Raw genomic sequence first — 21,149 nt, 5'->3', positions numbered from 1 at the left:
TTCGGCCGGTCAGCTTTCATTACGTAACGTTACCTCAACGGAATGAAGGATCTCCGGCCATTGGCACATAGTTCGCTTTCCAGATCAACCGGATGCGAACGCATGCAGGGCGGTCATCCCCGCCTTCATGCGCAATCGGTCCGCAGTCGCCCGTTCCCGTTCAGGTCCGTCAGGCCCGATCGAAAGACCTGACCTGTACGGAAGCGCTCGGATTCGAACGCCCTGGCGTTCGCGGCTACGGCCCGGCCCGACATGCCGGCCCGTCCGCGCCGCCCGCCTGATCATTTCTGAAACGCGCCGCATGACACCGGCGGCGTCCGGAGGACACCATGCAAACCCTTGGACCGAAACGTCCGCCTCGCTGGCCGAGCGTCGTGCTCTGCGGCGTTTTCTCGGGGCTGGTCGCGGCAGCCGCGATCGCGCCGCCGCACGCATACGCGGACGGCAAGTCCCCACCGCACGGTCACGGCCAGCCTCCATCGGGCAAGGAAGCCTGGGGCAAGCCGGCCTATCCGCCCTCGGGCCCGCATCCGAACGACACCGTCAACCAGTCGACGACGAAGAATCGGACTTCGAATCAATAACGACAGACGCCACACCTTTCTCGAATGTCGGGGGACTCGTCCGAACCTTCGGACACGATGCGTGAGGATTGACATGAGCGTTTTGCGAACCCTATCCCGCCGGTTCGGGCTGCTGTCGCGCTGCGCAGCCGCGGCAGGACTTCTTGCGGCGGCCGGCGTCTGCCATGCAGTGCCGGGCGATGCCCAGATCGACCTGAAGATCCTGATCGTCGCGAGCCAGCAGGCAGGCAGCTCGCCCGAGCTGGCCGCCGCCCGGTCGATCCTCGATCGCGTGGGCATCCCGTACACGGTCTACTCGTACGACACCAGCAACCCGACCCTGCCGCCGCTGGAAAACGGCGACCACGCGCTGTACCAGGGGATCATCCTGCCGATCAGCGACTACCGCTACATGAACCCGTTCGCCGGCGGCGCGCTCGCGCAGACGCTCGCGCGCTACCAGTTCAAGTACAACGTGCGGCTCGCGAGCTTCTACACGTGGCCGAGCGACAGCGGCTGCCTGCAGTACGTCAACTACCAGGACACGACCGCGACGCCGCTGTCGTCGCTGCTGACGTCGACGGGGCAGAGCCTGTTCCCGTACATGAACGCGGGCACGTCCTCGGGCAACCCGCTGACGATCGCGAACGCGTGGACGTATTTCGCGTCGCCGGCCAGCCCGCTGCCGACCGGCACGACCGTCACGCCGATCGTGCAGGCCACCGGCCCGGGCAACACGCCGTACTCGGTCGGCGCCACCTGCCTGTTCGCGAACACGACGCCGCTGACCGGCGACAGCACGTCGCGCGAGACGATGTCGCTGATGTTCGACAACAGCCAGTACCTGACGCACTCGATCACGCTGTCCTACGGGATCGCGAACTGGCTCACGCGCGGCCTGTTCCTCGGCAGCCGTCATGCGTACATCGATCCGCAGGTCGACGACAACGGCATTCCCGACGAAATCTTCCCGTACGCGCAAGCCGAATCCACCGGCCTGTGGTACGACGTGAGGACCGGCGCCACGACCAGTACCACCCCGCCCGGCCAGTGTCCGCTCGGTTCGACGAACCCGTTGACGGGCCTCACCGCGTGCGAATACCGGACCACCGGCGCGGACTTCAGCAACGCCGTGACCTGGCAGTCGCTCGTGAACACGACAACCCCGAACGCGTCCGCGGTCAAGCTCTCGCTGGCGTTCAACGGCTCCGGCTACAGCACGGCGTATGGCGGCCAGGGTCTCTACCCGCCGAACGGCATCGACTCGCTGTCGCTGCAGACGGCCTTGCTGCAGGGCAGTTTCAAATGGATCAGCCACACCTACGACCACGAACTGCTGGATCCGCCGTATACGACGACCGCTGCGCAAGTCCAGGCCGAGATGCAGAACAACGTGAAGGTCGCGAACAAGTTCAGGTTCACGACCTTCAACAGGTGGACGCTCGTGACGCCGGAAATCTCGGGGCTGTACAACCCGACGACGCTCGGCGCGCTCGTCGCGTTCGGCACGCAGGTGCTCGTATCCGACAGCTCGAAGCCGACGCCGCCCGTCGGCACGACCGGCTGCCCGACGAACAACAACGGCGTGGCCTGGCCGCTGCCGGCGTTCAACGCGGGCAAGTACAACTGCGTGAACCAGGGCATCTTCGAAGTGCCGCGCTATGCGACCGCGCTGTTCTACAACGTGTCGCAGCCGGCGGAGTGGGTCGCCGAATACAACTACTTCTATGGCGCGAACGGGATCGACCCGACCCGCTGGGGCTATGACCTGACCTACGCGCAGGTGCTCGACAAGGTGTCCGACCAGCTCGTCGTCTACCTGCTCACGTTCGACAACCGGCCGCTGATGTTCCACCAGACGAACCTGCGTGCGTACAGCGGCACGAGCACGCTGCTGGGCGACCTGCTGAACGCGACGTTCAGGAAGTACAACACGTACTACAGGAACCTGCCGATCCAGAGTCCTTACCTGTCGACGATCGGCACGCTCGCGAACCAGCGGATGGTGTACAACGCGTCGAACGTCGCGGCGACGCTCACGCCCGGCAAGTCGATCGTCGTCAGCGCGTCGCGCTCCGACGGGCAGTCGGTCGCCGTGCCGGTGACGGGCGTCACGTTCGGCTCGTCGACCGAAACCTACGGCGGGCAGAGGATTTCCAACCTCACGCTGCTGCCGGCAACCGCCTATACGACGCAGATCACGCCGGCGCCGGCGTGGCAGTAATCTGTCGCCCCTGCGAACGCGACCCGCGAAGGCGCTTCGCAGGATGGACGCCCGCCGCAAGGCGGGCGTTTTGCTTGCTATCGGCCTGATCGCGCGTCGTGGAGCGCACCCGCCGCCTCCGTCAGATGATCGATGAACGCCCGCACCGTCGCGGGCAGGTGCCTGCGCTGCGGATAGGCGACATACAGCTCCAGCGGCGCGGCCGGCTTGTCGAGCGCGATCGGCACCAGCTCCCCGCGCTCGATCAGGTCGCGGCACGCGACCTCGACGACGATCGCAAAGCCGACGCCGCGCAGCGCGGCCGCCACTGCAAGCGTACCGCTGTCGACACGCAGCCGCTCCTGCACACGCAGGGTGATCACGCGCCCGCCCGCGCCCAGGAAACGCCATGGCCTGCCGTCCAGCGCGCCCACGGTCGTGATGCACGGCAACGCCTCGAGCGACTCGATGCGTTCCGGGCAGCCATGCGCATCGATCACCGACGGCGCCGCGACGACCACGCTCGGCCAGCTCAGCATCGGCTTCACGACGCACGAACTGTCCGGCAACTCCCCGCGGCCGATGATGACCGCCAGATCGAGATCCTCGAGCCCCGTCTCGAGCCCGGCGAGACTCGTCGAGCAGCGCAGGTCCACGGCCGGATGACGGCACGCGAAATCGGCCACGGCCGCGCCGAACAGCTGCGGGCCGACCTCGCTCGGCAGGCTCACGCGCAGCCGGCCCTGCAGGCGGGTCTGCCCGGATGCAAGTTCGTCGAGGGTGTCGTCGAGCGCATCGAACATCGGCCAGCAGCGCTCGAACAGCAGCCGGCCCGCGTCGGTCAACGTCAGGCGGCGCGCGTGCCGCTCGATCAGGCGCGTCTGCAGGCTCGCCTCCAGTTGCGCGACATGCCGGCTCACGTTGGAAGTCGGGATCTGCAATTCCCGCCCGGCCGCGGTGAAGCTGCCTTTCGCCGCCACCGTCGCAAAGACCCGAACCGCATTGAGATTCAACCGCGCCATTCCAACGTTCTCCTTTTGATCATCGCGTGTTCCATTTCAGCGACTAGGCGACGCGCGTCGCCCGAGGCGACCATCGCGGCTTTTGCGCACGAGAGACACCCATGGCCGCACCGAATCCGTCAACCGGACCGCACCGTCCGCCCCCTTCCGCACGCGGCATCGCCGTCGTCGTCGCGGCGATCCAGTTCACCAACGCGCTCGAATACATGGCAGTCGGCCCGCTGTTCCGGCGGATGGCGCCCGACTTCGGCGTACCCGACTCGTACGCGGGCTACGCCACGGGCATCTATACGCTGACGGCGATCCTGTCGGGGCTCGCCGCGTATTTCCGGCTGAACCGCCATGATCCGCGACGCATGCTGATCGTCACGCTGTCGACGCTCGCCGTGACGACGCTCGCCATCGCCGAAACGCACAGCTTCGCATGGCTGCTCGTGCTGCGCGCGCTGGCCGGCATCGCCGGCGGCATCACGATGGGCTCCGCGCTCGGCGTGTTGCTGGCCAGCGCATCCGCTGCCGAACGGCCGCGCCTGCTCGCGACGGTCGTCGCGTCGTTTTCGCTCGTCAGCATCGTCGGCATCCCGATGGTGCTGCATGCGGCCGAACGGGCCGGCTGGCCGGCGGCGTTCCGGCTGATCGCCGCATGCTGCGCCGGATGCGCGCTCGTCGCGGCGACGAGGATACCCGCGATCGCGCCGCCGGCCATCCGGCCGCGCACGCTCGACCTCGACGCCGGGACGGTCCTGCATGCCGCCGCGAACGCCGTCTCGCAATTGCCGTCGCTGCTGATCGTGCCCGTGCTGGCGCCGCTGCTCGCGCTGCTTTCCGACGATCCGGGCAGCCTGCCGCGGCTCTTCTTCGCGGGCGGCGTCGCCGGCTTCGTCGCGTCGCTTGCGGCCGGCCGCCTGACGCGCCGGCTCGGCGAACGGCGGCTCGCGTGGCTCGCAACGGCCGCAATCGCGATCGACATCGTGCTGCTGATGTGTCACGCAGTCGGCGCGGAGGGTTTCATGATCGCGTTCATGGCATCGACCTACGTGCGCCTCGTCGCGACCTCGAGCGTGAGTGCGGCCTTTCCCGCGCCGGAGCGCCGCGCCGGGTTCAGCGCGCTGCAAACGGCGGCGACCCATTTCGGCACGACCGTCGCGTTCGCGCTGAGCGCGTGGTTGCTCGGCGGCCACACGGTCACGCTCGCCGGCATCGCGCCGCTTCTGTGGGCCAGCCTGATCGGGTCGCTGGCGCTGCCGGCCTATCTCCGCTTGCTGCGTGGCGGACACGCGTGAAGGCGCACGGCGGCGGCGCGGCAGCCGGTGCCGTTTCGACGGCGCCGGCACCGGATCGCAGGCCGAAGCCCGTCCCGACGGCCCCGCCGACTGTACCTTTCCTCCGGCGAAATCGAGGTCGATAATGATGCTGTTCCTGACCAGCCAGGAGAGACGCCATGACCGAGCGCGCTCCGTCCCCCGACGACCCCGATCTTGCCCAGGGCGTGCCGTTGGCCGATGTTCCCGAAGGCGGCATGATCGCGGGCCATGTCGGCGATAAACCGGTGCTGCTCGTGAGGCAGGCGAACGCATGCTTCGCGGTCGGCGCAACCTGCACGCATTACGGCGCCCCGCTCGCCGACGGCCTGCTGGTCGGCGACACGCTCCGCTGCCCGTGGCATCACGCGTGCTTCAGCGTTCGCACCGGCGAGGTGCTCGGCGCGCCAGCGCTGACCGACCTGACATGCTGGCGCGTCGAGCAGCAAAACGGCAAGGTGTTCGTGCGCGACGCGCTGCCGGCGGCGCAGGCGCCGATCCCGTCGGCAGCGTCGGCCGCGGCGCACCCCAAATCGGTGGTGATCGTCGGCGGCGGTGCGGCCGGCAACTCGGCGGCCAGCACGTTGCGGCGGCAAGGGTATCAGGGCCCCATTACGCTGCTGAGCGCCGATCGCGCGTTGCCGTACGACCGGCCGAACCTGTCGAAAGACTATCTCGCCGGCACCGCGCAGCCCGACTGGCTGCCGCTGCATCCTCCGGCGTTCTACGCGGATCACGACATCTCCGTGCACTGCGGCCTGCGCGCGGTCAGTCTCGAGCCCAGCCGGAAAACCCTCGCGTTGTCGGACGGCAGCGAGGTCGAGTACGGCGCGTTGCTGCTCGCCACCGGCGCCGAACCGGTGCACCTCACGGTCCCCGGCGCCACGCTGGCGCACGTCGCGATGCTCCGCACGCTGGCCGACTGCAATGCGCTGATCGCGCAGGTTGGCGCTGCACGCCGATGCGTGGTGGTGGGCGCGAGCTTCATCGGGCTCGAGGTCGCGTTCGCGTTGCGGACCCGCGGGCTCGACGTGCATGTGGTCGCCCCTGAAGCGCGTCCGATGGAGCGGATCCTCGGCGCGGCGCTCGGCGACATGGTCAGGGCGCTGCATGAAGCGCACGGCGTCGTGTTCCATCTGGGGGCAACGGTCGCCGCCATCGAAGTGGATCGCGTGACCTTGTCGACCGGCGTCGCGCTGCCCGCCGACCTGGTCGTGGCCGGAATCGGCGTGCGCCCCGACCTCGCGCTCGCCGAGGATGCCGGCCTTGCGACGGATCGCGGCGTGACGGTCGACGAATTCCTTCAGACCAGCGTACCGGGCATCTACGCCGCGGGCGACATCGCCCGCTGGCCGGACCCGCGCACCGGCGAGCGCATCCGCGTCGAACACTGGGTGGTCGCCGAGCGCCAGGGCGCGGCGGCCGCGCGGAACATCCTCGGCGAGCGGCAGCGCTTCGCGGCGGTGCCGTTCTTCTGGAGCCAGCACTACGACGTGGCGATCAACTACGTCGGCCACGCGGAGCATTGGGATCGCGTCGACGTCGACGGCGATCCGGCCGCGCACGACTGCACGGTCACCTACTGGCGCAACGGCAGGCGGCTCGCGGTCGCCACCGTCGGACGCGATCGGGCGAGTCTCGAAGCGGAAGCCGCGTTCGAGCAGGCGACGCCGGCATGATCGCGACATGGACGACAGGAGGACGCGCATGATGACGACGCGGTTCAAGCTGCGGGACCTGGCCCGCCGGGCCGATCACGTTGCCGCGCATCGGGGCCGCGCGCTCGCGCGCATCGCCGGCGAGGACGACGCATGAAGCTCCCGTTCTTCACGGTCGGCCATTCCGACCGCTCGCTCGAAGACTTCATCGGCCTGCTGAACGACGCCGACATCGCGCTGCTCGCGGACGTCAGGAAGATGCCGAGGTCGCGCACCAATCCGCAGTTCAACGAAGCGACGCTGCCGGTCGCGCTGGCGCCGTTCGACATCGCCTATGAACACGTCGCCGCGCTCGGCGGCCTGCGCGGCCCATCGCGGGCCGTGCCGGACGACGTCAACGGCTTCTGGACCAACGACAGCTTCCATCGCTACGCCGATTACGCGCTGTCCGCGGCATTTCGCGCGGGCCTCGATCACCTGGTCGAACAGGGACATCGGCGGCGCTGCGCCGTCATGTGCGCGGAAGCCGTGTGGTGGCGCTGTCACCGGCGCATCGTCGCCGACTACCTGATCGCGCGCGGCGAGACGGTCTTCCACATCATCGGGCCGAACCGGATCGAGCCCGCGCGCCTCACGCCGGGCGCCGCCGTTCAACCGGACGGAACGATCGTCTATCCACGCACCGACGCCAGCGCCGATATCGACGTCGAAGCGCCGGACGCGGATGCGCGCCGGACCGAATGAATCCGGCGCGCGTCCGGCCGCACGACGCGCGCGCCAACCCGCCGCAGCCGGGGCTTCCGGCGCCCGCGGTCCTGCATTACCATCTCGCGTCCGCTGCGCCCGGCCCCGCATCGCAGCCGACACCCAGGCCAACCTTCCGCTCCCGCACCGATGCTCACCCTCGTCATCCTCGCCGGCCTCTGGGCCGGCCTGCAGAACTCCCTCGCGGGCGGCGGCTCGTTCGTCACGCTGCCCGCGCTGATCGTGTCGGGCCTGTCGCCGCTCTCCGCCAACATCACGTCGACGGTCGCGCTCTTTCCCGCGCAGGTGACGACCGGCTGGGCCAGCCGCCACCACGTGCGCGGCGCGGGCCAGTTGCCGTTTCGCGCGCTGTTCCTGATCAGCATCGTCGGCGGCGCGCTCGGCGGCCTGCTGCTGCTGAAGACGCCGTCGTCGATCTTCTCGCGGCTCGTGCCGTGGCTCGTACTGTTCGCGACAGCCGTGTTCGCGTGGGGCAGCTTCCTGCGCAAGCCGAGCGAGGAGACGGTCCATCTCGGCCCCGTCACGACCGCCGTCGCGCAGTTCGCGATCGCGATCTATGGCGGCTATTTCGGCGGGGGCATCGGCTTCCTGATGATGGCGGCGCTGACGATGGCGGGCCTGTCGCCGCGTCACGCGGCCTCGACCAAGAACGCGCTCGCGGGCGTGATGAACGCGTCGGCGGTCGTGCTGTTCCTGACCTCGCCGCACCTGCACTGGCCCGCCGCGCTCGCGCTCGGCGGCGGCGCCGTCGTCGGCGGGCTGTGCGGGTCGTGGGCGCTGCACCGCGTCAACGAGCGGGTGCTGCGGATCGGCATCGTGTGCATCGGCGTCGCGCTGACCATCGGGCTGTTCGTCAGGCCGCTGTGACGGCCGCTGGCGCGACGCGCGCCGCGTATGCCGCGCCCCGCCCGGTCAGCCGAACGGCCGCACGCCGATCAGCCAGCCGTGCAGGAACAGCGCGAACACGGCCCAGGCCACGAGCCCGGCGGCAACGGTGACCACGTTGCGGGGCGTGTTGCCCGCCGGATAGCGCACGCCGTCGCGGCGATCGCGCGCACGCGATGCGAGGAAGTCGACCAGCGACCAGGCGAAGAACGCGCCGAACAGCACGACCGCGTGCAGCGTGCCGTTCGCGAGCAGGTGCGCGATGGCCCACACCATCACGCCGGCCAGCATCGGGTGCCCCACGAGCCCCTTGATGCGGTTGCCCGGCACATACGCCGCCGCGATCAGCACGAACGCGAGCGCGGTCAGCACGCCGGTCAGGTGCCGCACGCCGACCGGCGGCACCCACAGGAAGCTGGCGCCGGCGCGCGCGAGCCCGTAGCCCCAGACGATCAGCACGAAGCCGACGATCGACGCGATCGCATAGCCTCCTTTCCAGCCTTTTTCGCCAAGCCGCGCGATCTGCGCGGACCGCCAGCCGTCCGCGACGATGCGGATCGAATGCACACCAAGAAAGATCACTAAACCGAGAATCAGGACGAGCATCGGCTGTCTCCGTCTGGACGTGAGTGGGGAAGCGTGCGTCAGGACAAACGCGCCGATCATAAACGCCGGGCCGGCCGTTGTGAAGCGTGCGCGGTGCGGCAAGCTACCACCCCTGTCCGTCGTCACGGCAACACCGTTCGCCGGTTGGAGACAGGAAAGTGACAGGAGAATAACTACCGCGCGCGCGACGCCGCCGCGCCGCGCTTCGTCATGCGCTTCGGCGGCCCCGCCAGCAACGCGGCCCGATACGCGCCGCGGCACCAGTCGAACAGCGCGCCCGCATCCTCGAGCACGTCGGCCGGCGTTTCGTAATACCCCTCGAGATTGACCGTGCGCGTGCGTCCCGAATAGGAAAACGGCCTCATCCCGGCCGCGACGAAGGCGGGCCGGCTCACGTCGTCGACGCGCAGGAACAGCGACCCGCGCGACATGAACCCGACCATCACGCCGTCGATCCGCAACGCCGCGCCGCTGAAGAATCGCGCGACCTCGACCGCGCCGAGCGCTCCGAGCCGACAGGCGATCTCGTCGCCGTGCGCCTTCTCCGCCTGCCAGCTCACGCGTGCTCCGTGCAGCGCCGCGTCCACGCGTCGAGCTCCGCGTCGGCGAACCCGACCGCCGCCGCGCTGTCGCGAATCTGCCGCCACGTCGCGCGATCGACCGGAATGCCGTCGGCGCCGCGCGCGGCGCGGCTCGCCTCTTCCGGTTCGCCGGGCATCCGCACCGGCTCGCCGCCCGCCTGCGGCGACGCCTTCGCCCACGCGACGAACGCGTCGGCCTCGCGCTCGGCGTCGGCCGCATCGAACGCGTTCGGATCGATCAGCACCGACAGCATGCCGTTGACGATCGCACTCGTCTTCTGCAGCGTGCCGTCGTGCGTCGTATGCCCGCCGACGAGCGCGCCGCCGAAGATCTCGCACATCGCCGCGAGCGCATAGCCCTTGTGCAGGCCGAACGGCAGCAGCGCGCCGAACGGCTGCTCGTGCATCACGGCCGGATCGTCGGTCGGCCGGCCGCGATGGTCGATCAGCGAACCGGCGGGCACGCGCTTGCGCTGGTTGTAGGCGACGCGCGTCTTGCCGTACGCGATCGCGCTCGTCGCGAAATCGAGCACGAGCGGCGGCTTGCCGGTGCGCGGATACGCGGCGCAGAACGGATTCGTGCCGAAGCGCGGATCGGCGCCATGCAGCGGCGCGACCAGCAGGTCGCCCGGCACGTTGACGAAGTGGAACGACACGAGGCCCGCGCGCGCGCACTGCTCGGCCCAGTGGCCGATGCGGCCGAGGTGATGGACGTCGCGCAGGCCGACCGCGCAGATGCCCATCCGCCGCGCGCGCTCGATCCCTTCGACCATCGCTTCGAACGCGATCACCTGGCCGAAGCCGCGTCCGCCGTCGAGCGTCAGCACCGCGCCCGCGTCGCGGACGAGCGCCGCATGGCGGTTCAACTGCAGCTGCCCTTCGCGCCACGACGCGACGTAGTTCGGGATCATGCCGACCCCGTGCGAATCGTGGCCCGCGAGGTTCGCGCCGACCAGGTGATCGGCGACGAGACGCGCCTCGCGCTCGCTGCTGCCCGCCCGCGCCCAGATCGCGGCGACGAACGCGTGCAGCGGTTCGGCGCGCACGCGCAGCCGGTCGGTTTCGGGCGGCAGCGGCTCGATCATCGGCGCGTCTCCTCGTGGTCAGCGCGCGGTGGCGATCACGTCGGCCACCGCCGCGGTCAGCTTCTTCGCGTACGGCACGTGCAGGAACTCGTTCGGGCCATGTGCGTTCGACTTCGGCCCGAGCACGCCGCACACCATGAACTGCGCGGCCGGGAAGCCTTCCTGCAGCACGTTCATCAGCGGGATCGTGCCGCCGAGGCCCATGTACGCGCAGTCCGCGCCGAAGTGGCGGCGCGACGCGGCGTCGAGCGACGCCGCCAGCCACGGCGCGACATCGGGCGCCGCCCAGCCGGTCGCCGCGCCCGCGTCGGGCTTGAACGTGACCTTCGCGTTGTACGGCGGGTCGACTTCGAGCAGCTCCTTCAGCTGCTGCACGGCCTGCGCGGCATCGACGAGCGGCGGCAGGCGCAGCGACAGCTTGAACGCGGTGCGCGGGCGCAGCACGTTGCCCGCGTCGGCGAGCGCCGGCATGCCCGCTGCGCCCGTCACCGACAGCGACGGCCGCCACGTCGAGTTGAGCAGCGCCTCGCGCGGGTCGGTCGTGGTCGGCAGCACCGGCTTGCCGTCCGCGCCGCACGCCCACGGCAGCCCCTTCCACACCGTGTCGCCGAGAATCGCGGCGGTCGCCTCCGCTTCGCGCAGGCGGCTCGCGGGAATCTCGCAATGGAACGCGCCCGGCAGCAGGTTGCCGTTCTTCGCGTCCTCGAGCCGTTCGAACAGCTGGCGCATCACGCGGAAGCTCGACGGCGCGATGCCGCCGAACACGCCCGAATGCACGCCCTCTTCGAGCACCTCGACCTGCAGGTCGCCGGACACGAGCCCGCGCAGCGACGTCGTGAGCCACATCTGGTCGTAGTTGCCGGCGCCGGAATCGAGGCACACGACGAGCGACACCTGCCCAAGCCGGTCGCGCAGCGCGTCGACGTACGGCAGCAGGTCGTAGCTGCCCGACTCCTCGCAGGTCTCGATCAGGCCGACGCAGCGCGGCCGCTCGACGCCCTGCTCGTCGAGCGCGCCGAGCGCCGCGAGGCTCGCGTAGATCGCATAGCCGTCGTCCGCGCCGCCGCGGCCGTACAACTTGCCGTTCTCGAGCTTCGGCGTCCACGGGCCGAGATCCGCGCGCCAGCCGTCGAATTCGGGCTGCTTGTCGAGGTGGCCGTACAACAGGATCGTGTCGGTGCTGCCCGAGCGCGTCGCGGGCGTCTCGAAGAAGATCACCGGCGTGCGGCCGGGCAGGCGCACGATCTCGAGCTTCAGGCCCTTGACCGGCTGGCGCTCGGCCCATTGGGCGGCATCGGTGACGACGCGCTCGAGATAGCCGCGCGTTGCCCAGTCGGGATCGAATGCGGGACTTTTCGCGGGAATCGCGATGTAGTCGGTCAGCGCATGGAGGATTTCATCGTTCCACTTGCGCTCGATGAAGGTGACGAGCTTGTCATGGTCGAGGACGGGGGTAGTGTCGACGGAGGTCATGGCGGGTGCCTGGATCGGGCTGACGAAAACCCAGATGATACGCCGATGACCTCCTGCCCGCGCCCCTTTCCGCGCCGCTCAGTCGGTCTGCGGAAACGCGGCGCGAAGCCCCGCCGCGCAGGCCAGCGCATCGTCCCACAGGCGGCGCGTCAGCCCACCCGCGTCCTCGTCGCGCGCAAGCGCCGCGGCCTCGCCCGCCCACAGCAGCGAGAAGTCGTCGCGGCCCTGCCGCTCGAACGCCTGGCGCAGCGGATCGACGGCGGCCGTCGCGAGCGGAAACGCGGGCGCGAGCGCGCTCATCGGCCCCTGCTCGCGCATGAAGCGGGTCAGCAGGCCGCGCGCGGGGCGGCCGGTATACAGGTTGGTCATGCGCGTGCCGTCGTCGCGCGCCGCGCGCACCGCCGCGCGATGCTGCGCCGAGCGGCCGGCCTGCGCCGTCAGCAGGTAGCCGGTGCCGATCTGCACCGCGCGCGCGCCGAGCGCGAACGCGGCCGCGATGCCGCGGCCGTCGGCGACCGCACCCGCCGCGATCACCGGCGCGCGCACCGCATCGACGATCTGCGGCAGCAACGCGAACAGGCCCGGCTGCCCGTGGATGTCATCGGTCAGGAACATCCCGCGATGGCCGCCCGCCTCGGCGCCTTGCGCGATGATCGCGTCGACGCCGCGCGCGTCGAGCCAGCGCGCTTCCTCGACGGTCGTCGCGGACGAGACGACCCGCGCGCCCGTGCGCCGCACCCGCTCGAGCAGCGTCGCCTCCGGCAGGCCGAAATGGAAGCTCACGACGGCCGGCCGCAAGTCCTCGACGACCGCGCACATCGCATCGTCGAACGGCGCGCGCCCGGGCCCGCCCTTCCCCGTTGACGGATCGAGTCCTGCCTCGGCGTAGTAGCCCGCGAGCGCCGCGCGCCAGCGCGCGTCCACCGCGTCATCCGGCGCGGGCGGCGTATGACAGAAGAAATTGACGTTGAACGGCGCCGGCGTGTGCGCGCGGATCGCCGCGATCTCGTCGCGCAGCTGCTGCGGGCCGAGCGCCGCGCAGGCCAGCGAGCCGAGCCCGCCCGCTTCGCAGACGGCGATCGCGAGCGGGCTGAAGGAACCGACCATCGGCGCCTGAACCAGCGGCAAGCGCGAAGGCAGCGGGGAAGGCAGCGGCGCGCCGAACGCGGTGCGCGTGTCGTGGCCGGGAGCAGCGGAATCGACGATGTTCATGGGTGAAATCGGAATCGCGGTCAAGGAACGCACGATGATACGCCGCGGGGCAATTCGGCGCTGGCGGTGTTTGCGCAGCCCGCAAAGCCGGCGCGGCACCCGGGTGAATTCAAATTTTCTTGAGAATTCTCGCGGCTCGTTCGTCCATTCAATATCGTGCAGCGCGGCCGCATCCGGCGACCGCCCCCGATGAACCGCACCTTTCGGAACGAACCCGCTCATGACGATTGAAATGACGCTCGGAAAACTGGCGCCGCTCGTGTTGGCGCTGACCCTGGCCTTGGCCGGCTGCGGCCCAGACCCGTCCGTTTCGTCCTTGCCGCAGCCGGATGAAACGACGACGCGGCAACAAGCCGCGCTGGCGAACCTGAACGAAGCGACCTCGGGCAAGCTCGACGCGTTGCTGGCGATACGCACGGCGCATCGGGACGGCGATGCCGGCCGGCTCGTCGAAGCGCTTTCCCGCGAATTCATTGGCACACCTTATCGCGACGGCATGCTCGAGGGATCGGCAACCACGCCGGAACGCCTGGTGATCGACTTCAGCGGACTCGATTGCTTCACCTATCTCGACTATGTCGAGGCCGCGAGGACGGCGACGACGAGAACCGATTACGCGAGCCGGCTCGTGCGCACGCGCTACGTGAACGGCGACATCGGCTTCCGGCACCGCCGTCATTTCTTCACGGACTGGGCCGCCACGCCGCAGGTGCTGGCCGACGACGTGACCGCGTCGATCAGCGCTCGCGCCGCCACGGTCACGAAGCAGCTCAACCGGAAAGCCGACGGCGGCGCGTACCTGCCGGGATTGCCGGTCGTCCGGCGCGACGTCGTGCATATCCCGAGCGAATTCGTCGACGACTACGTCGTCAGCCGGCTTCGGACCGGCGACTTCATCGGCATCTACGCGAAGGCGGACGGCCTCGACGTCACGCACGTCGGCTTCTTCGTCGAAACGCGCGACGGGCCGATGCTGCGCAATGCGTCGTCGAAAAGGGCCAACATGAAAGTCGTCGATTCGCCGTTTCTCGCGTACGTGAAGAACACGCCGGGCATCGTGGTGCTGCGACCGCGCGCGTGAGACGTCAGCGCGCCGTCACGCCACGATCCATGCTGCGCCGGTACGCGGCGGGACTCGTCGCCGCGATGCGCCGGAAATGCCGGCGCAGCGACTCCTCCGACCCGAAGCCCGCGCGCGCCGCGACCTGCGCGAGCGGCAGCGCCGGATTCGCCTCGAGCAGGTCCTTCGCGACGTTCACGCGCTCGCGGACCAGCCACGCGACCGGCGACATCCCGGTCGCATCGGCGAACTGCCGCTGCAGCGTGCGCGGGCTCATCGCGGCCTGCGCGGCGAGCGACGCGAGCGTATGCGGCTGCGCCGCGTGCGCGCGCATCCAGTCGATCAGCCTGGCGAGCCGGTCGCTGCCGCCCGGCGCCACCGGACGCGGCACGAACTGCGCCTGCCCGCCGTCGCGATGCGGCGGCAGCACGAGACGCTGCGCGACGCGATTGGCGATCGCGCCGCCGTGGTCGCGGCGCACGAGATGCAGCAGCATGTCGAGCCCCGCCGCCGATCCGGCCGACGTGATGACCTGCCCTTCGTCGACGTACAGCGCGTCCGGATTCACGCGCAACGCCGGATAGCGCGCCTGCAGGCGCTCCGCGTAGCGCCAGTGGGTGGTCGCGGTCAGGCCGTCGAGCACGCCCGCCGCGGCCAGCACGAACACGCCGGAACAGATCGAGCAGAGGCGCGCGCCGCGCCGATGCGCGGCGCGCAGTTTCTTCAGCAGCGGTTCGGGCGGCAGTTCGTCCGGATCGCGCCAGCCGGGGATCACGATCGTGTCCGCGCGATCGAGCATCGCGAGCCGGTACGGCGCGGCGACCGTGATGCCGCCGGCCGCGCGCACGGGGCCCGGCTCGCTCGCGCACACCGCGAAGCGATACCAGTCGACGCCCAGCTCCGGGCGTTCGAGCGCGAACAGTTCGACCACGCAGCCGAATTCGAATGTGCAGAGGCGATCGTAGGCGAGCGCGACGACGAGATGGTTTTGCATGGCGCGATGTTACCGGAACTTGTCGATCGCGCCACTGCCGCGCGCTGCGCCGAACCGCGATACTGGCCCCACGTTCATTGCGCATCGCCACCTGGAGAAACCTCGCATGTCCTACGTCACCGACGTTCCCGCCGCCGACAGCCCTGCCGCCCTCGCACATTTCGAAGCGTCGCTGCGCTTCGAGACCGATTGCTGGGACGTTCACGACGCGCTCGCGTCCGGCGCGCCCGATTTCGTGCTGCTCGACGTCCGCGGTCCCGACCTGTTCGCCGCCGGCCACGTGCCCGGCGCCCGCAACCTGCCGCATCGCAAGATCGTCGCGGGCAAGCTCGCCGGCTACCCGGCCGAGACGCTGTTCGTCGTCTACTGCGCCGGGCCGCACTGCAACGGCGCCGCCCGCGCCGCGATCCGCCTCGCGCGGCTCGGCCGGCCGGTCAAGCTGATGATCGGCGGCGTCACCGGCTGGCACGACGAAGGTTTCGCGTTGTGTAACGAAGCCGGCCCGGCAGACCATCCGGCCGCCTGATCGAATCCAAAAACGCAACAATCAATTGTCTGCACGTCAACGGGAAAAGCGCGACAATCGGTCCCATTGCAGTCCGGATGGAGCAGCAACATGCAGACCGAAGTCCTGATTCAAGTCGCCGGCTCAGTCGCCGCGATCGCGCTCTATTTTCTCCCGGCGATCATCGCCGACCGGCGCCGCCGCCACGACAAGCTGACGGTCGCGCTGTTCAACGCGCTGTTCGCGTGGACCGGCATCGGCTGGCTGATGACCCTGTACTGGGCCTGCCAGCCGAATCCGAAGGCCGACGTCGCGCAGACGATCCTCGCCCAGCGCCGCGGCATCAGCATGCGCACCTTCTCGACCGGCCTGATCGAACGCGTGCAGCGCCGCGTCGCCGCCCAGGAGGAATGGGCGCAGAAGCAGGGTTGCCGCTGAGCCTCATCCCCTGTCGTTTTCTCATCGCGCCGCCTCGAACTTCGGCATCCTGACGTTGGTCGAGTCGCGGTAGCGCCAGCCCGGCGCATCGCCCGGCGGCAAGCCGCCGCCGCGCAACAGCGCCCCGACCGCCCCCACCGTCACCGCCCGCGCGATCCGCTCGCCGGGACAGCCGTGCGGCCCCGCGCCGAAGCCGAACGCGGGCCCCGGCGGCCGGCCCGGCACGAAACGGTGCGGATCGCGCTGCGCGGCCGGATCGCGGTTCGCCGCCGCGAGCACGACCAGGATCGCGTCGCCCGCGTCGACGGTCACGCCGTCCAGCGTCGTGCGCGCCGCGACGAAGCGGCGCGTGTTCTGCACCGGCGCGTCGAAGCGCGCGACTTCCGCGACAAACGCATCGAGCGTCGCGTCGTCCGTCGCCGGAGGTTCGCCGGCGGGACGCTTGGCCGGATCGAGCCATGCGACCACCGTGTTGCCGAGCCACGCGGCCGTCGCCTCGCACGTCTGCGACAGCAGCCCGACCAGATTCGCAATCAGCGCGCCGCTCGCGTGCCAGCCGGCCTCGCCTGCGGCGCATTGCACCGCCGCAACCAGGCTGCCGTCGTCCGCGCGCGTCGCGGCGACGAGTGCCGTCATCCGGTCGAGCAGCCGCGCGGCCGCGTCGCTTGCACCGGCCAGTTGCGCCGCCGTCGACAGCGGCGACAGCGCGGCGACGAAGTCGGCCACCCACGCGGCAACGTCGTCGAGCCGCGCGTCGTCGAAACCGAGCAGATCGGCCACCGCGCATACCGGCACCGTCATGCACCACGCATTCAGCGCATCGGGCGCCGCGTGCGCCGGCCAGCGCCGCGCGGCGAGCGTGGCCGTGCGGCGGCGCAACGCGCCCGCGTCGACCGACGCGAGCGCCGCCTGCATCGCCCGTTTCGGCGCGTCGTGCCGCAGCGCGCCATCGTTCATGCGGATCAGCTGGCCGAACAGCTCGCCCGCCGTCGTGCCGCGCAACGCGGGCGGCACCGGCGCGGCGAGCGGCCGGACCCGGCACGCCGGGTGGCCAAGCACGGCGCTCACGGTCGCGGCGCGGCTCGCCACCCACAGGCCGAGCGTGGCGTCGAACGCGAGCGGCGGCCCGTCGACGAGCGCTGCATAGTACGGATAGGGATCGCGGTGCGTGACCGCGGCAATCGGATCGGTCGGGTTCATGCACGCAGTATCGGCCCGGCCGCGCGCCGCATGTTTCCGGCCGGCGTGAAACGTCGATGCAGCCGGCGACGCTCCCTCGCCGGGCCGCCGACTGCGCGAACCGCCCTGGTGCGCGTTATGCGGCGGACCGGTAGCGCTGCGCCTGCATCCGCACGCGCACCCGGCCGGCCGAAATCGCGCGCGGCTCCGGCACGACCGTCTCGTGATGGAACATCTCCTGCCGGAAGTGCCCGCTGTCGTCGAACCACTGGCAAATCAACCAGTCGGCGTCGTCAAACACGACCGGGCCTGCATAAATCACCGTCATGCGCGGCCCGCCGGTTTTCAACGTCACGACATCGCCGACGCGAAACCGGGTACGGTGCATATCTCGGATCGTCATGGCTCTCTCAGAAATTTATATATTCATTTTCCGGCGCCCTTCCGCCGGTATTTTTACGTCGCCATGAAGACTATCAATCACAATAAAAACCGGCAACTGCCACGTGCGAAAAAAATACAAAATGCATCCCGCAAACGCCCGTCAGATGGACGATTTCCCGGAATGATCGGTGGGAATTTACAGCATCCGCTTATAAATCGCGATCGAAAAGACAGGGGGTCTTGATTTCGGCATCCCCCCCTGTTGGCGAACGGTAATTTAATCGAAATCCGTCACGATTGATTAACGTCAATCGGAATTTCGGCTGGAAACGATCCCAGGCTTTATTTCGGCGTCAGTTTTCGAACGATAGCGGCAGATTATTCTCCGCGGCGAACCAATGATCGAGCTGGCGCGACGGTATCGCCGCATTCGCGAACAAAAACGTGCCGTCCCGCATCATTTCCGTCGCGCCGCGCAGGAAGGCGCCGAGCGCGGCCCGCGCCAGCGCGCTGCCCACGCTCACGCGCTTCACGCCGAGCGCCGCGAGCGCATCGACGCTGAGCGACACGCCCTGCAGCCCCATCACGACGTTGACCGGCGCGTCGACCGCGCGCGTGAGCTCGGCGATCTCGTCGGGATCGGTCAGGCCCGGCGCGTACAGCACGTCGGCGCCCGCGTCGCGATAGGCGACCAGGCGCGCGATCGTGTCGGCCAGGTCGCGCCGGCCGTGCAGGTAGTTCTCGCAACGCGCGGTCAGCGTGAACGGAAACGGCAGCGCGCGCGCCGCGGCGACCGCCGCCGCGATGCGCTCGACCGCCGCGTCGTGCGGATAGATCGGCGCGTCGGGACGGCCCGTCGCGTCCTCGATCGAGCCGCCGACCGCGCCGGCCCCGGCAGCGAGCCGGATCGTCTCGGCGACCGTGTCCGGCGCGTCGCCGAAGCCGTTCTCGAGGTCGGCGCTCACCGGCAAGCCGCCTGCCGCGGCGATCTCGGCGATATGCGCCAGCATCGCGTCGCGGCCGACCGCGTTGTCCGGCAGGCCGCGCGCATAGGCGTAGCCGGCGCTCGTCGTCGCCAGCGCGCGGAAGCCGGCCATCGCGAGCAGGCGCGCGGTGCCGGCGTCCCACGGATTCGGCAGGATGAACGCGCCGGGCTGCGCATGCAGCGCGCGGAATGCGTGCGCGTGGCGGGACTGAAGGTCAGGATGGGTCATCGCGGGCTCCGTCGGAATGGGGAGGCCCCAGCATACGCGCGTGGCGTGCAGCGACGATACGGCGTGCGCTGAAATGTGGGTGCGCGAAGCGGGCGGCCGCGCTTCGCGATCCATCAGACCACGTAGGCGCCCTTCGCGTGCAGTTCGGCTTCCGCGCGCTCGAGCGCGGCGATCGCGTCGCTGCCTTCGAGCGCCAGCAGCTGCGCGACGAGCGCTTCGGCGAGCGCATGGGCGGCGACGAGCGACGGGAAGAACGACGGGCTGTCGTGCGTGAAGATCAGTTGCGCATCGGCATGCAGCGCGATCGGCGACACCGCGCTGTCGGTGATCGCGACGATCCGGCTGCCCTGCTCCTTCGCGGCCTGCGCGACGCGCGTCGCCTCCGCCGAGTACGGCGCGAAGCTGACGATCACGGTCGCGCTGTGCTTCGCGATCGAGCGCAGTTCCATTTCGAGCGAGCCGGCGACGCCGGCGAGCAGCGACACGGTCGGCCGGAACAGCCGGTAGCCGTACACGAGCCCGAACGCGACCGGATAGCACGAGCGGAATCCCGCGACGTGCACGTGCGGCGCCTTGCGGATCAGCTTCGCCGCTTCGGCAAGCGCCTGCGCGTTCTGCGCGGCGGTCGCGGCGAGGTTGTGCTGCTGCGCGGCGAGCAGGTCGTGCGCGAGCGACGCCTTCGCGTCGGGCCGCACGAGCGAGCGCGCGCGCTGCGTCAGCGGCTCGGGGCGCGTGCGCACGCGCGCGACGCACAGGTCGCGCAACTCGTTCCAGCCGGGAAACCCGAATTGCTGCGCGAGCCGCACGAGCGACGCGGGCTGCACCTGCGCGCGCTGCGCGACCTTGCGCATCGACGACACCGCGACTTCGTCGGGATGGTCGAGCAGAAATGCCGCGCCCGCCTGGAATTGCGGGCTCAGCTCGGAAAATTGCGTCCGGATCCGGGACGCGAGTTCGTCGAAATTGGCGGCCATCTTGGTGGGAGCGGGAACCGGTCGCTCATGGTATCACCGGCCCCGCACGCGCCCGTCAGCGCACCACGTCGATCCGGTCGGCGTCGACCTTCACGCGGCCCGACCACTTGCGCTCGAATTCGCCGGTCAGCTTCACTTCGCTCTTGTCGCTGACGGGCTGGCCGCCGGCCCACAGCTTGTCGTCGATCTCGACGCGGATCGTGCCGGTCGCATCGGCGAACTCGTAGTCCTCGCCGCCGGCGTGCTTGACGATGCGGCCCTGCAGCTGCACGTGCTGATCGTCCTTGCCGTTCGCGAGCAGGTCTTTCACGGTGGTGGTCGTCAGTGCGGACGGCCCCGTGTACTGCGCGTAAACGGCGGCCGGCAGTGCGGCGAGCGCGATCGTCAGGATTCTGGCCAGTTGCTTCATGATGTCGTTCCTCTTCTTGTTGACGCCACGTTCCCGATGAACGCGACGCCCGCAGATTACGGAACGTAAGATTAAGCAAAGCTGAAGGTTGTGAAAGCGTGGCGTCGCATTGGACGAGGACGAATCTCCTGGGCCGCGCGCGGAGCACGCACGGCAACGCGCCGCCGCAAGCGCGAACCGCGAGCTTGTCACGCTGTACTGGCAGATCGGTCTGCGACATCCTGGAATATCACGCGGTTCCTGCTCGAGGTCGGCGGCGACGAATTCTTCATCGACCTGTTGTTCCATCACCTGAAGCCGCGCCGCTACGTCGTGGTCGAACTCGAGGCGACGCCCTTTCAGCCCGACTATGCCGGCCAGCTCAACTTCTATCTGTCCGCGGTCGATGCCCGGTTGAGCGCGCCACAAGATCAGCCGACGATCGGCCTGCTGCCTTGCCGGGAAAAGAATCGCCCCGTCGCCGAATATGCGCTGCGCGGCATGGCCAATCCGATGGGCGTCGCCGAATCTCAACGCCTCCGACAAATCCCGGCATCGCTCGAATCGGGCTTGCCGTCGATCGACCGGATCGAGGCCGAACCGGGCCCGGATCTGCCGGCCGCCGAATGACGGCGCACCCCGCTTAAGCTCCCCCTAAG

Annotated in this window: 22 protein-coding genes; 10 read left to right on the top strand and 12 right to left on the bottom strand. The window is 69.7% G+C overall.

What is annotated here, in order from left to right:
* The first annotated feature begins 329 nt into the window (after nucleotides 1-329).
* Both ACFIMZ_RS23230 and ACFIMZ_RS23225 read left to right on the top strand, forming a co-directional pair.
* The gene (locus tag ACFIMZ_RS23230; protein ID WP_431824650.1) at nucleotides 330-584 is read left to right on the top strand and encodes a hypothetical protein; all 255 of its coding nucleotides are present in this window, start codon (nucleotides 330-332) and stop codon (nucleotides 582-584) included.
* 73 nt (nucleotides 585-657) lie between these two features.
* Nucleotides 658-2,787 (top strand): hypothetical protein, encoded by a 2,130-nt coding sequence (locus ACFIMZ_RS23225; protein ID WP_431824649.1) that lies wholly within the window; start codon nucleotides 658-660, stop codon nucleotides 2,785-2,787.
* A 77-nt stretch (nucleotides 2,788-2,864) separates the two neighbouring features.
* Here ACFIMZ_RS23225 and ACFIMZ_RS23220 read toward each other — a convergent pair whose 3' ends face one another.
* Nucleotides 2,865-3,788, bottom strand: a complete 924-nt coding sequence (locus ACFIMZ_RS23220) for a LysR family transcriptional regulator (protein ID WP_431824648.1) — start codon at nucleotides 3,786-3,788, stop codon at nucleotides 2,865-2,867.
* 101 nt (nucleotides 3,789-3,889) lie between these two features.
* Here ACFIMZ_RS23220 and ACFIMZ_RS23215 point away from each other — a divergent pair, with 101 nt between their 5' ends.
* The 4 genes from ACFIMZ_RS23215 (at nucleotide 3,890) to ACFIMZ_RS23200 (ending at nucleotide 8,379) form a co-directional block, all read left to right on the top strand.
* Nucleotides 3,890-5,071 (top strand): MFS transporter, encoded by a 1,182-nt coding sequence (locus ACFIMZ_RS23215; protein ID WP_431824647.1) that lies wholly within the window; start codon nucleotides 3,890-3,892, stop codon nucleotides 5,069-5,071.
* 158 nt (nucleotides 5,072-5,229) lie between these two features.
* Nucleotides 5,230-6,768 (top strand): FAD-dependent oxidoreductase, encoded by a 1,539-nt coding sequence (locus ACFIMZ_RS23210; protein WP_431824646.1) that lies wholly within the window; start codon nucleotides 5,230-5,232, stop codon nucleotides 6,766-6,768.
* 132 nt (nucleotides 6,769-6,900) lie between these two features.
* A complete protein-coding gene (locus ACFIMZ_RS23205; protein ID WP_431824645.1) occupies nucleotides 6,901-7,491 on the top strand; it encodes a DUF488 family protein in 591 nt (196 codons plus the stop codon).
* 150 nt (nucleotides 7,492-7,641) lie between these two features.
* Nucleotides 7,642-8,379: a sulfite exporter TauE/SafE family protein gene (locus ACFIMZ_RS23200; protein ID WP_431824644.1), complete on the top strand. Its 738-nt coding sequence runs from the start codon at nucleotides 7,642-7,644 to the stop codon at nucleotides 8,377-8,379.
* Between the two features lie 45 nt (nucleotides 8,380-8,424).
* Here the strand turns inward: ACFIMZ_RS23200 and ACFIMZ_RS23195 are convergent, their stop codons facing one another.
* The 5 genes from ACFIMZ_RS23195 to ACFIMZ_RS23175 all read right to left on the bottom strand — a co-directional run bounded on the left by ACFIMZ_RS23195 (nucleotide 8,425) and on the right by ACFIMZ_RS23175 (nucleotide 13,249).
* Entirely contained in the window at nucleotides 8,425-9,003 is a 579-nt protein-coding gene (locus ACFIMZ_RS23195) for an NnrU family protein (RefSeq protein ID WP_431824643.1), read from the bottom strand.
* 173 nt (nucleotides 9,004-9,176) lie between these two features.
* Nucleotides 9,177-9,563, bottom strand: a complete 387-nt coding sequence (locus ACFIMZ_RS23190; protein WP_431824642.1) for a TfoX/Sxy family protein — start codon at nucleotides 9,561-9,563, stop codon at nucleotides 9,177-9,179.
* Nucleotides 9,560-10,666 carry a malate/lactate/ureidoglycolate dehydrogenase gene (locus ACFIMZ_RS23185; RefSeq protein ID WP_431825344.1) on the bottom strand — a complete coding sequence of 369 codons (1,107 nt, stop codon included), beginning with the start codon at nucleotides 10,664-10,666 and terminating at the stop codon, nucleotides 9,560-9,562. The genes ACFIMZ_RS23190 and ACFIMZ_RS23185 overlap by 4 nt, the downstream gene beginning before the upstream one ends.
* Nucleotides 10,667-10,687: 21 nt before the next feature.
* Nucleotides 10,688-12,142, bottom strand: a complete 1,455-nt coding sequence (locus ACFIMZ_RS23180; protein ID WP_431824641.1) for a M20 family metallopeptidase — start codon at nucleotides 12,140-12,142, stop codon at nucleotides 10,688-10,690.
* Between the two features lie 78 nt (nucleotides 12,143-12,220).
* The gene (locus ACFIMZ_RS23175) at nucleotides 12,221-13,249 is read right to left on the bottom strand and encodes an NAD(P)H-dependent flavin oxidoreductase (RefSeq protein ID WP_431825343.1); all 1,029 of its coding nucleotides are present in this window, start codon (nucleotides 13,247-13,249) and stop codon (nucleotides 12,221-12,223) included.
* A 325-nt stretch (nucleotides 13,250-13,574) separates the two neighbouring features.
* Between ACFIMZ_RS23175 and ACFIMZ_RS23170 the strand changes: the two genes are divergently transcribed.
* Nucleotides 13,575-14,435, top strand: coding sequence for a DUF1460 domain-containing protein (locus ACFIMZ_RS23170; protein WP_431824640.1), 861 nt, complete (start codon nucleotides 13,575-13,577; stop codon nucleotides 14,433-14,435).
* Nucleotides 14,436-14,439: 4 nt separating this feature from the next.
* On the opposite strand, the gene ftrA is transcribed toward ACFIMZ_RS23170, so the two are convergent.
* On the bottom strand, nucleotides 14,440-15,408 hold the full coding sequence (gene ftrA, locus ACFIMZ_RS23165) for a transcriptional regulator FtrA (protein WP_431824639.1): 969 nt from the start codon (nucleotides 15,406-15,408) through the stop codon (nucleotides 14,440-14,442).
* A 106-nt stretch (nucleotides 15,409-15,514) separates the two neighbouring features.
* Between ftrA and ACFIMZ_RS23160 the strand changes: the two genes are divergently transcribed.
* Both ACFIMZ_RS23160 and ACFIMZ_RS23155 read left to right on the top strand, forming a co-directional pair.
* A complete protein-coding gene (locus ACFIMZ_RS23160; protein WP_431824638.1) occupies nucleotides 15,515-15,934 on the top strand; it encodes a rhodanese-like domain-containing protein in 420 nt (139 codons plus the stop codon).
* 90 nt (nucleotides 15,935-16,024) lie between these two features.
* Nucleotides 16,025-16,351, top strand: coding sequence for a superinfection immunity protein (locus ACFIMZ_RS23155; RefSeq protein ID WP_431824637.1), 327 nt, complete (start codon nucleotides 16,025-16,027; stop codon nucleotides 16,349-16,351).
* Nucleotides 16,352-16,372: 21 nt separating this feature from the next.
* Here ACFIMZ_RS23155 and ACFIMZ_RS23150 read toward each other — a convergent pair whose 3' ends face one another.
* From ACFIMZ_RS23150 to ACFIMZ_RS23130, 5 genes are all read right to left on the bottom strand, one after another.
* The gene (locus ACFIMZ_RS23150; RefSeq protein WP_431824636.1) at nucleotides 16,373-17,551 is read right to left on the bottom strand and encodes a cytochrome P450; all 1,179 of its coding nucleotides are present in this window, start codon (nucleotides 17,549-17,551) and stop codon (nucleotides 16,373-16,375) included.
* Between the two features lie 115 nt (nucleotides 17,552-17,666).
* A complete protein-coding gene (locus ACFIMZ_RS23145; protein ID WP_029226212.1) occupies nucleotides 17,667-17,933 on the bottom strand; it encodes a YodC family protein in 267 nt (88 codons plus the stop codon).
* A gap of 334 nt (nucleotides 17,934-18,267) precedes the next feature.
* Complete coding sequence (locus ACFIMZ_RS23140; RefSeq protein WP_431824635.1) at nucleotides 18,268-19,128, bottom strand: isocitrate lyase/PEP mutase family protein; 861 nt, start codon at nucleotides 19,126-19,128, stop codon at nucleotides 18,268-18,270.
* Between the two features lie 113 nt (nucleotides 19,129-19,241).
* Nucleotides 19,242-20,102, bottom strand: a complete 861-nt coding sequence (locus ACFIMZ_RS23135; RefSeq protein ID WP_431824634.1) for a MurR/RpiR family transcriptional regulator — start codon at nucleotides 20,100-20,102, stop codon at nucleotides 19,242-19,244.
* A 55-nt stretch (nucleotides 20,103-20,157) separates the two neighbouring features.
* The gene (locus ACFIMZ_RS23130; RefSeq protein WP_431824633.1) at nucleotides 20,158-20,511 is read right to left on the bottom strand and encodes a NirD/YgiW/YdeI family stress tolerance protein; all 354 of its coding nucleotides are present in this window, start codon (nucleotides 20,509-20,511) and stop codon (nucleotides 20,158-20,160) included.
* A gap of 90 nt (nucleotides 20,512-20,601) precedes the next feature.
* On the opposite strand from ACFIMZ_RS23130, the gene ACFIMZ_RS23125 reads away from it, so the two are divergent.
* A complete protein-coding gene (locus tag ACFIMZ_RS23125) occupies nucleotides 20,602-21,120 on the top strand; it encodes a PDDEXK nuclease domain-containing protein (RefSeq protein ID WP_431824632.1) in 519 nt (172 codons plus the stop codon).
* Nucleotides 21,121-21,149 lie beyond the last annotated feature (29 nt).

The sequence above is a fragment of the Burkholderia sp. F1 genome (assembly GCF_050813845.1).
Lineage (GTDB): Bacteria > Pseudomonadota > Gammaproteobacteria > Burkholderiales > Burkholderiaceae > Burkholderia > Burkholderia ubonensis.
This window is presented reverse-complemented; position numbering and strand designations above follow the sequence as displayed.

Coding starts and splice junctions, on each gene's coding strand:
- ACFIMZ_RS23210 (WP_431824646.1), top strand. CDS start 5,230: ATGACCGAGCGCGCTCCGTCCCCCGACGACCCCGATCTTGCCCAGGGC.
- ACFIMZ_RS23180 (WP_431824641.1), bottom strand. CDS start 12,142: ATGACCTCCGTCGACACTACCCCCGTCCTCGACCATGACAAGCTCGTC.
- ACFIMZ_RS23150 (WP_431824636.1), bottom strand. CDS start 17,551: ATGAACCCGACCGATCCGATTGCCGCGGTCACGCACCGCGATCCCTAT.
- ACFIMZ_RS23160 (WP_431824638.1), top strand. CDS start 15,515: ATGTCCTACGTCACCGACGTTCCCGCCGCCGACAGCCCTGCCGCCCTC.
- ftrA (WP_431824639.1), bottom strand. CDS start 15,408: ATGCAAAACCATCTCGTCGTCGCGCTCGCCTACGATCGCCTCTGCACA.
- ACFIMZ_RS23195 (WP_431824643.1), bottom strand. CDS start 9,003: ATGCTCGTCCTGATTCTCGGTTTAGTGATCTTTCTTGGTGTGCATTCG.
- ACFIMZ_RS23225 (WP_431824649.1), top strand. CDS start 658: ATGAGCGTTTTGCGAACCCTATCCCGCCGGTTCGGGCTGCTGTCGCGC.
- ACFIMZ_RS23205 (WP_431824645.1), top strand. CDS start 6,901: ATGAAGCTCCCGTTCTTCACGGTCGGCCATTCCGACCGCTCGCTCGAA.
- ACFIMZ_RS23145 (WP_029226212.1), bottom strand. CDS start 17,933: ATGACGATCCGAGATATGCACCGTACCCGGTTTCGCGTCGGCGATGTC.
- ACFIMZ_RS23170 (WP_431824640.1), top strand. CDS start 13,575: ATGACGATTGAAATGACGCTCGGAAAACTGGCGCCGCTCGTGTTGGCG.
- ACFIMZ_RS23130 (WP_431824633.1), bottom strand. CDS start 20,511: ATGAAGCAACTGGCCAGAATCCTGACGATCGCGCTCGCCGCACTGCCG.
- ACFIMZ_RS23135 (WP_431824634.1), bottom strand. CDS start 20,102: ATGGCCGCCAATTTCGACGAACTCGCGTCCCGGATCCGGACGCAATTT.
- ACFIMZ_RS23155 (WP_431824637.1), top strand. CDS start 16,025: ATGCAGACCGAAGTCCTGATTCAAGTCGCCGGCTCAGTCGCCGCGATC.
- ACFIMZ_RS23140 (WP_431824635.1), bottom strand. CDS start 19,128: ATGACCCATCCTGACCTTCAGTCCCGCCACGCGCACGCATTCCGCGCG.
- ACFIMZ_RS23175 (WP_431825343.1), bottom strand. CDS start 13,249: ATGGTCGGTTCCTTCAGCCCGCTCGCGATCGCCGTCTGCGAAGCGGGC.
- ACFIMZ_RS23230 (WP_431824650.1), top strand. CDS start 330: ATGCAAACCCTTGGACCGAAACGTCCGCCTCGCTGGCCGAGCGTCGTG.
- ACFIMZ_RS23215 (WP_431824647.1), top strand. CDS start 3,890: ATGGCCGCACCGAATCCGTCAACCGGACCGCACCGTCCGCCCCCTTCC.
- ACFIMZ_RS23200 (WP_431824644.1), top strand. CDS start 7,642: ATGCTCACCCTCGTCATCCTCGCCGGCCTCTGGGCCGGCCTGCAGAAC.
- ACFIMZ_RS23220 (WP_431824648.1), bottom strand. CDS start 3,788: ATGGCGCGGTTGAATCTCAATGCGGTTCGGGTCTTTGCGACGGTGGCG.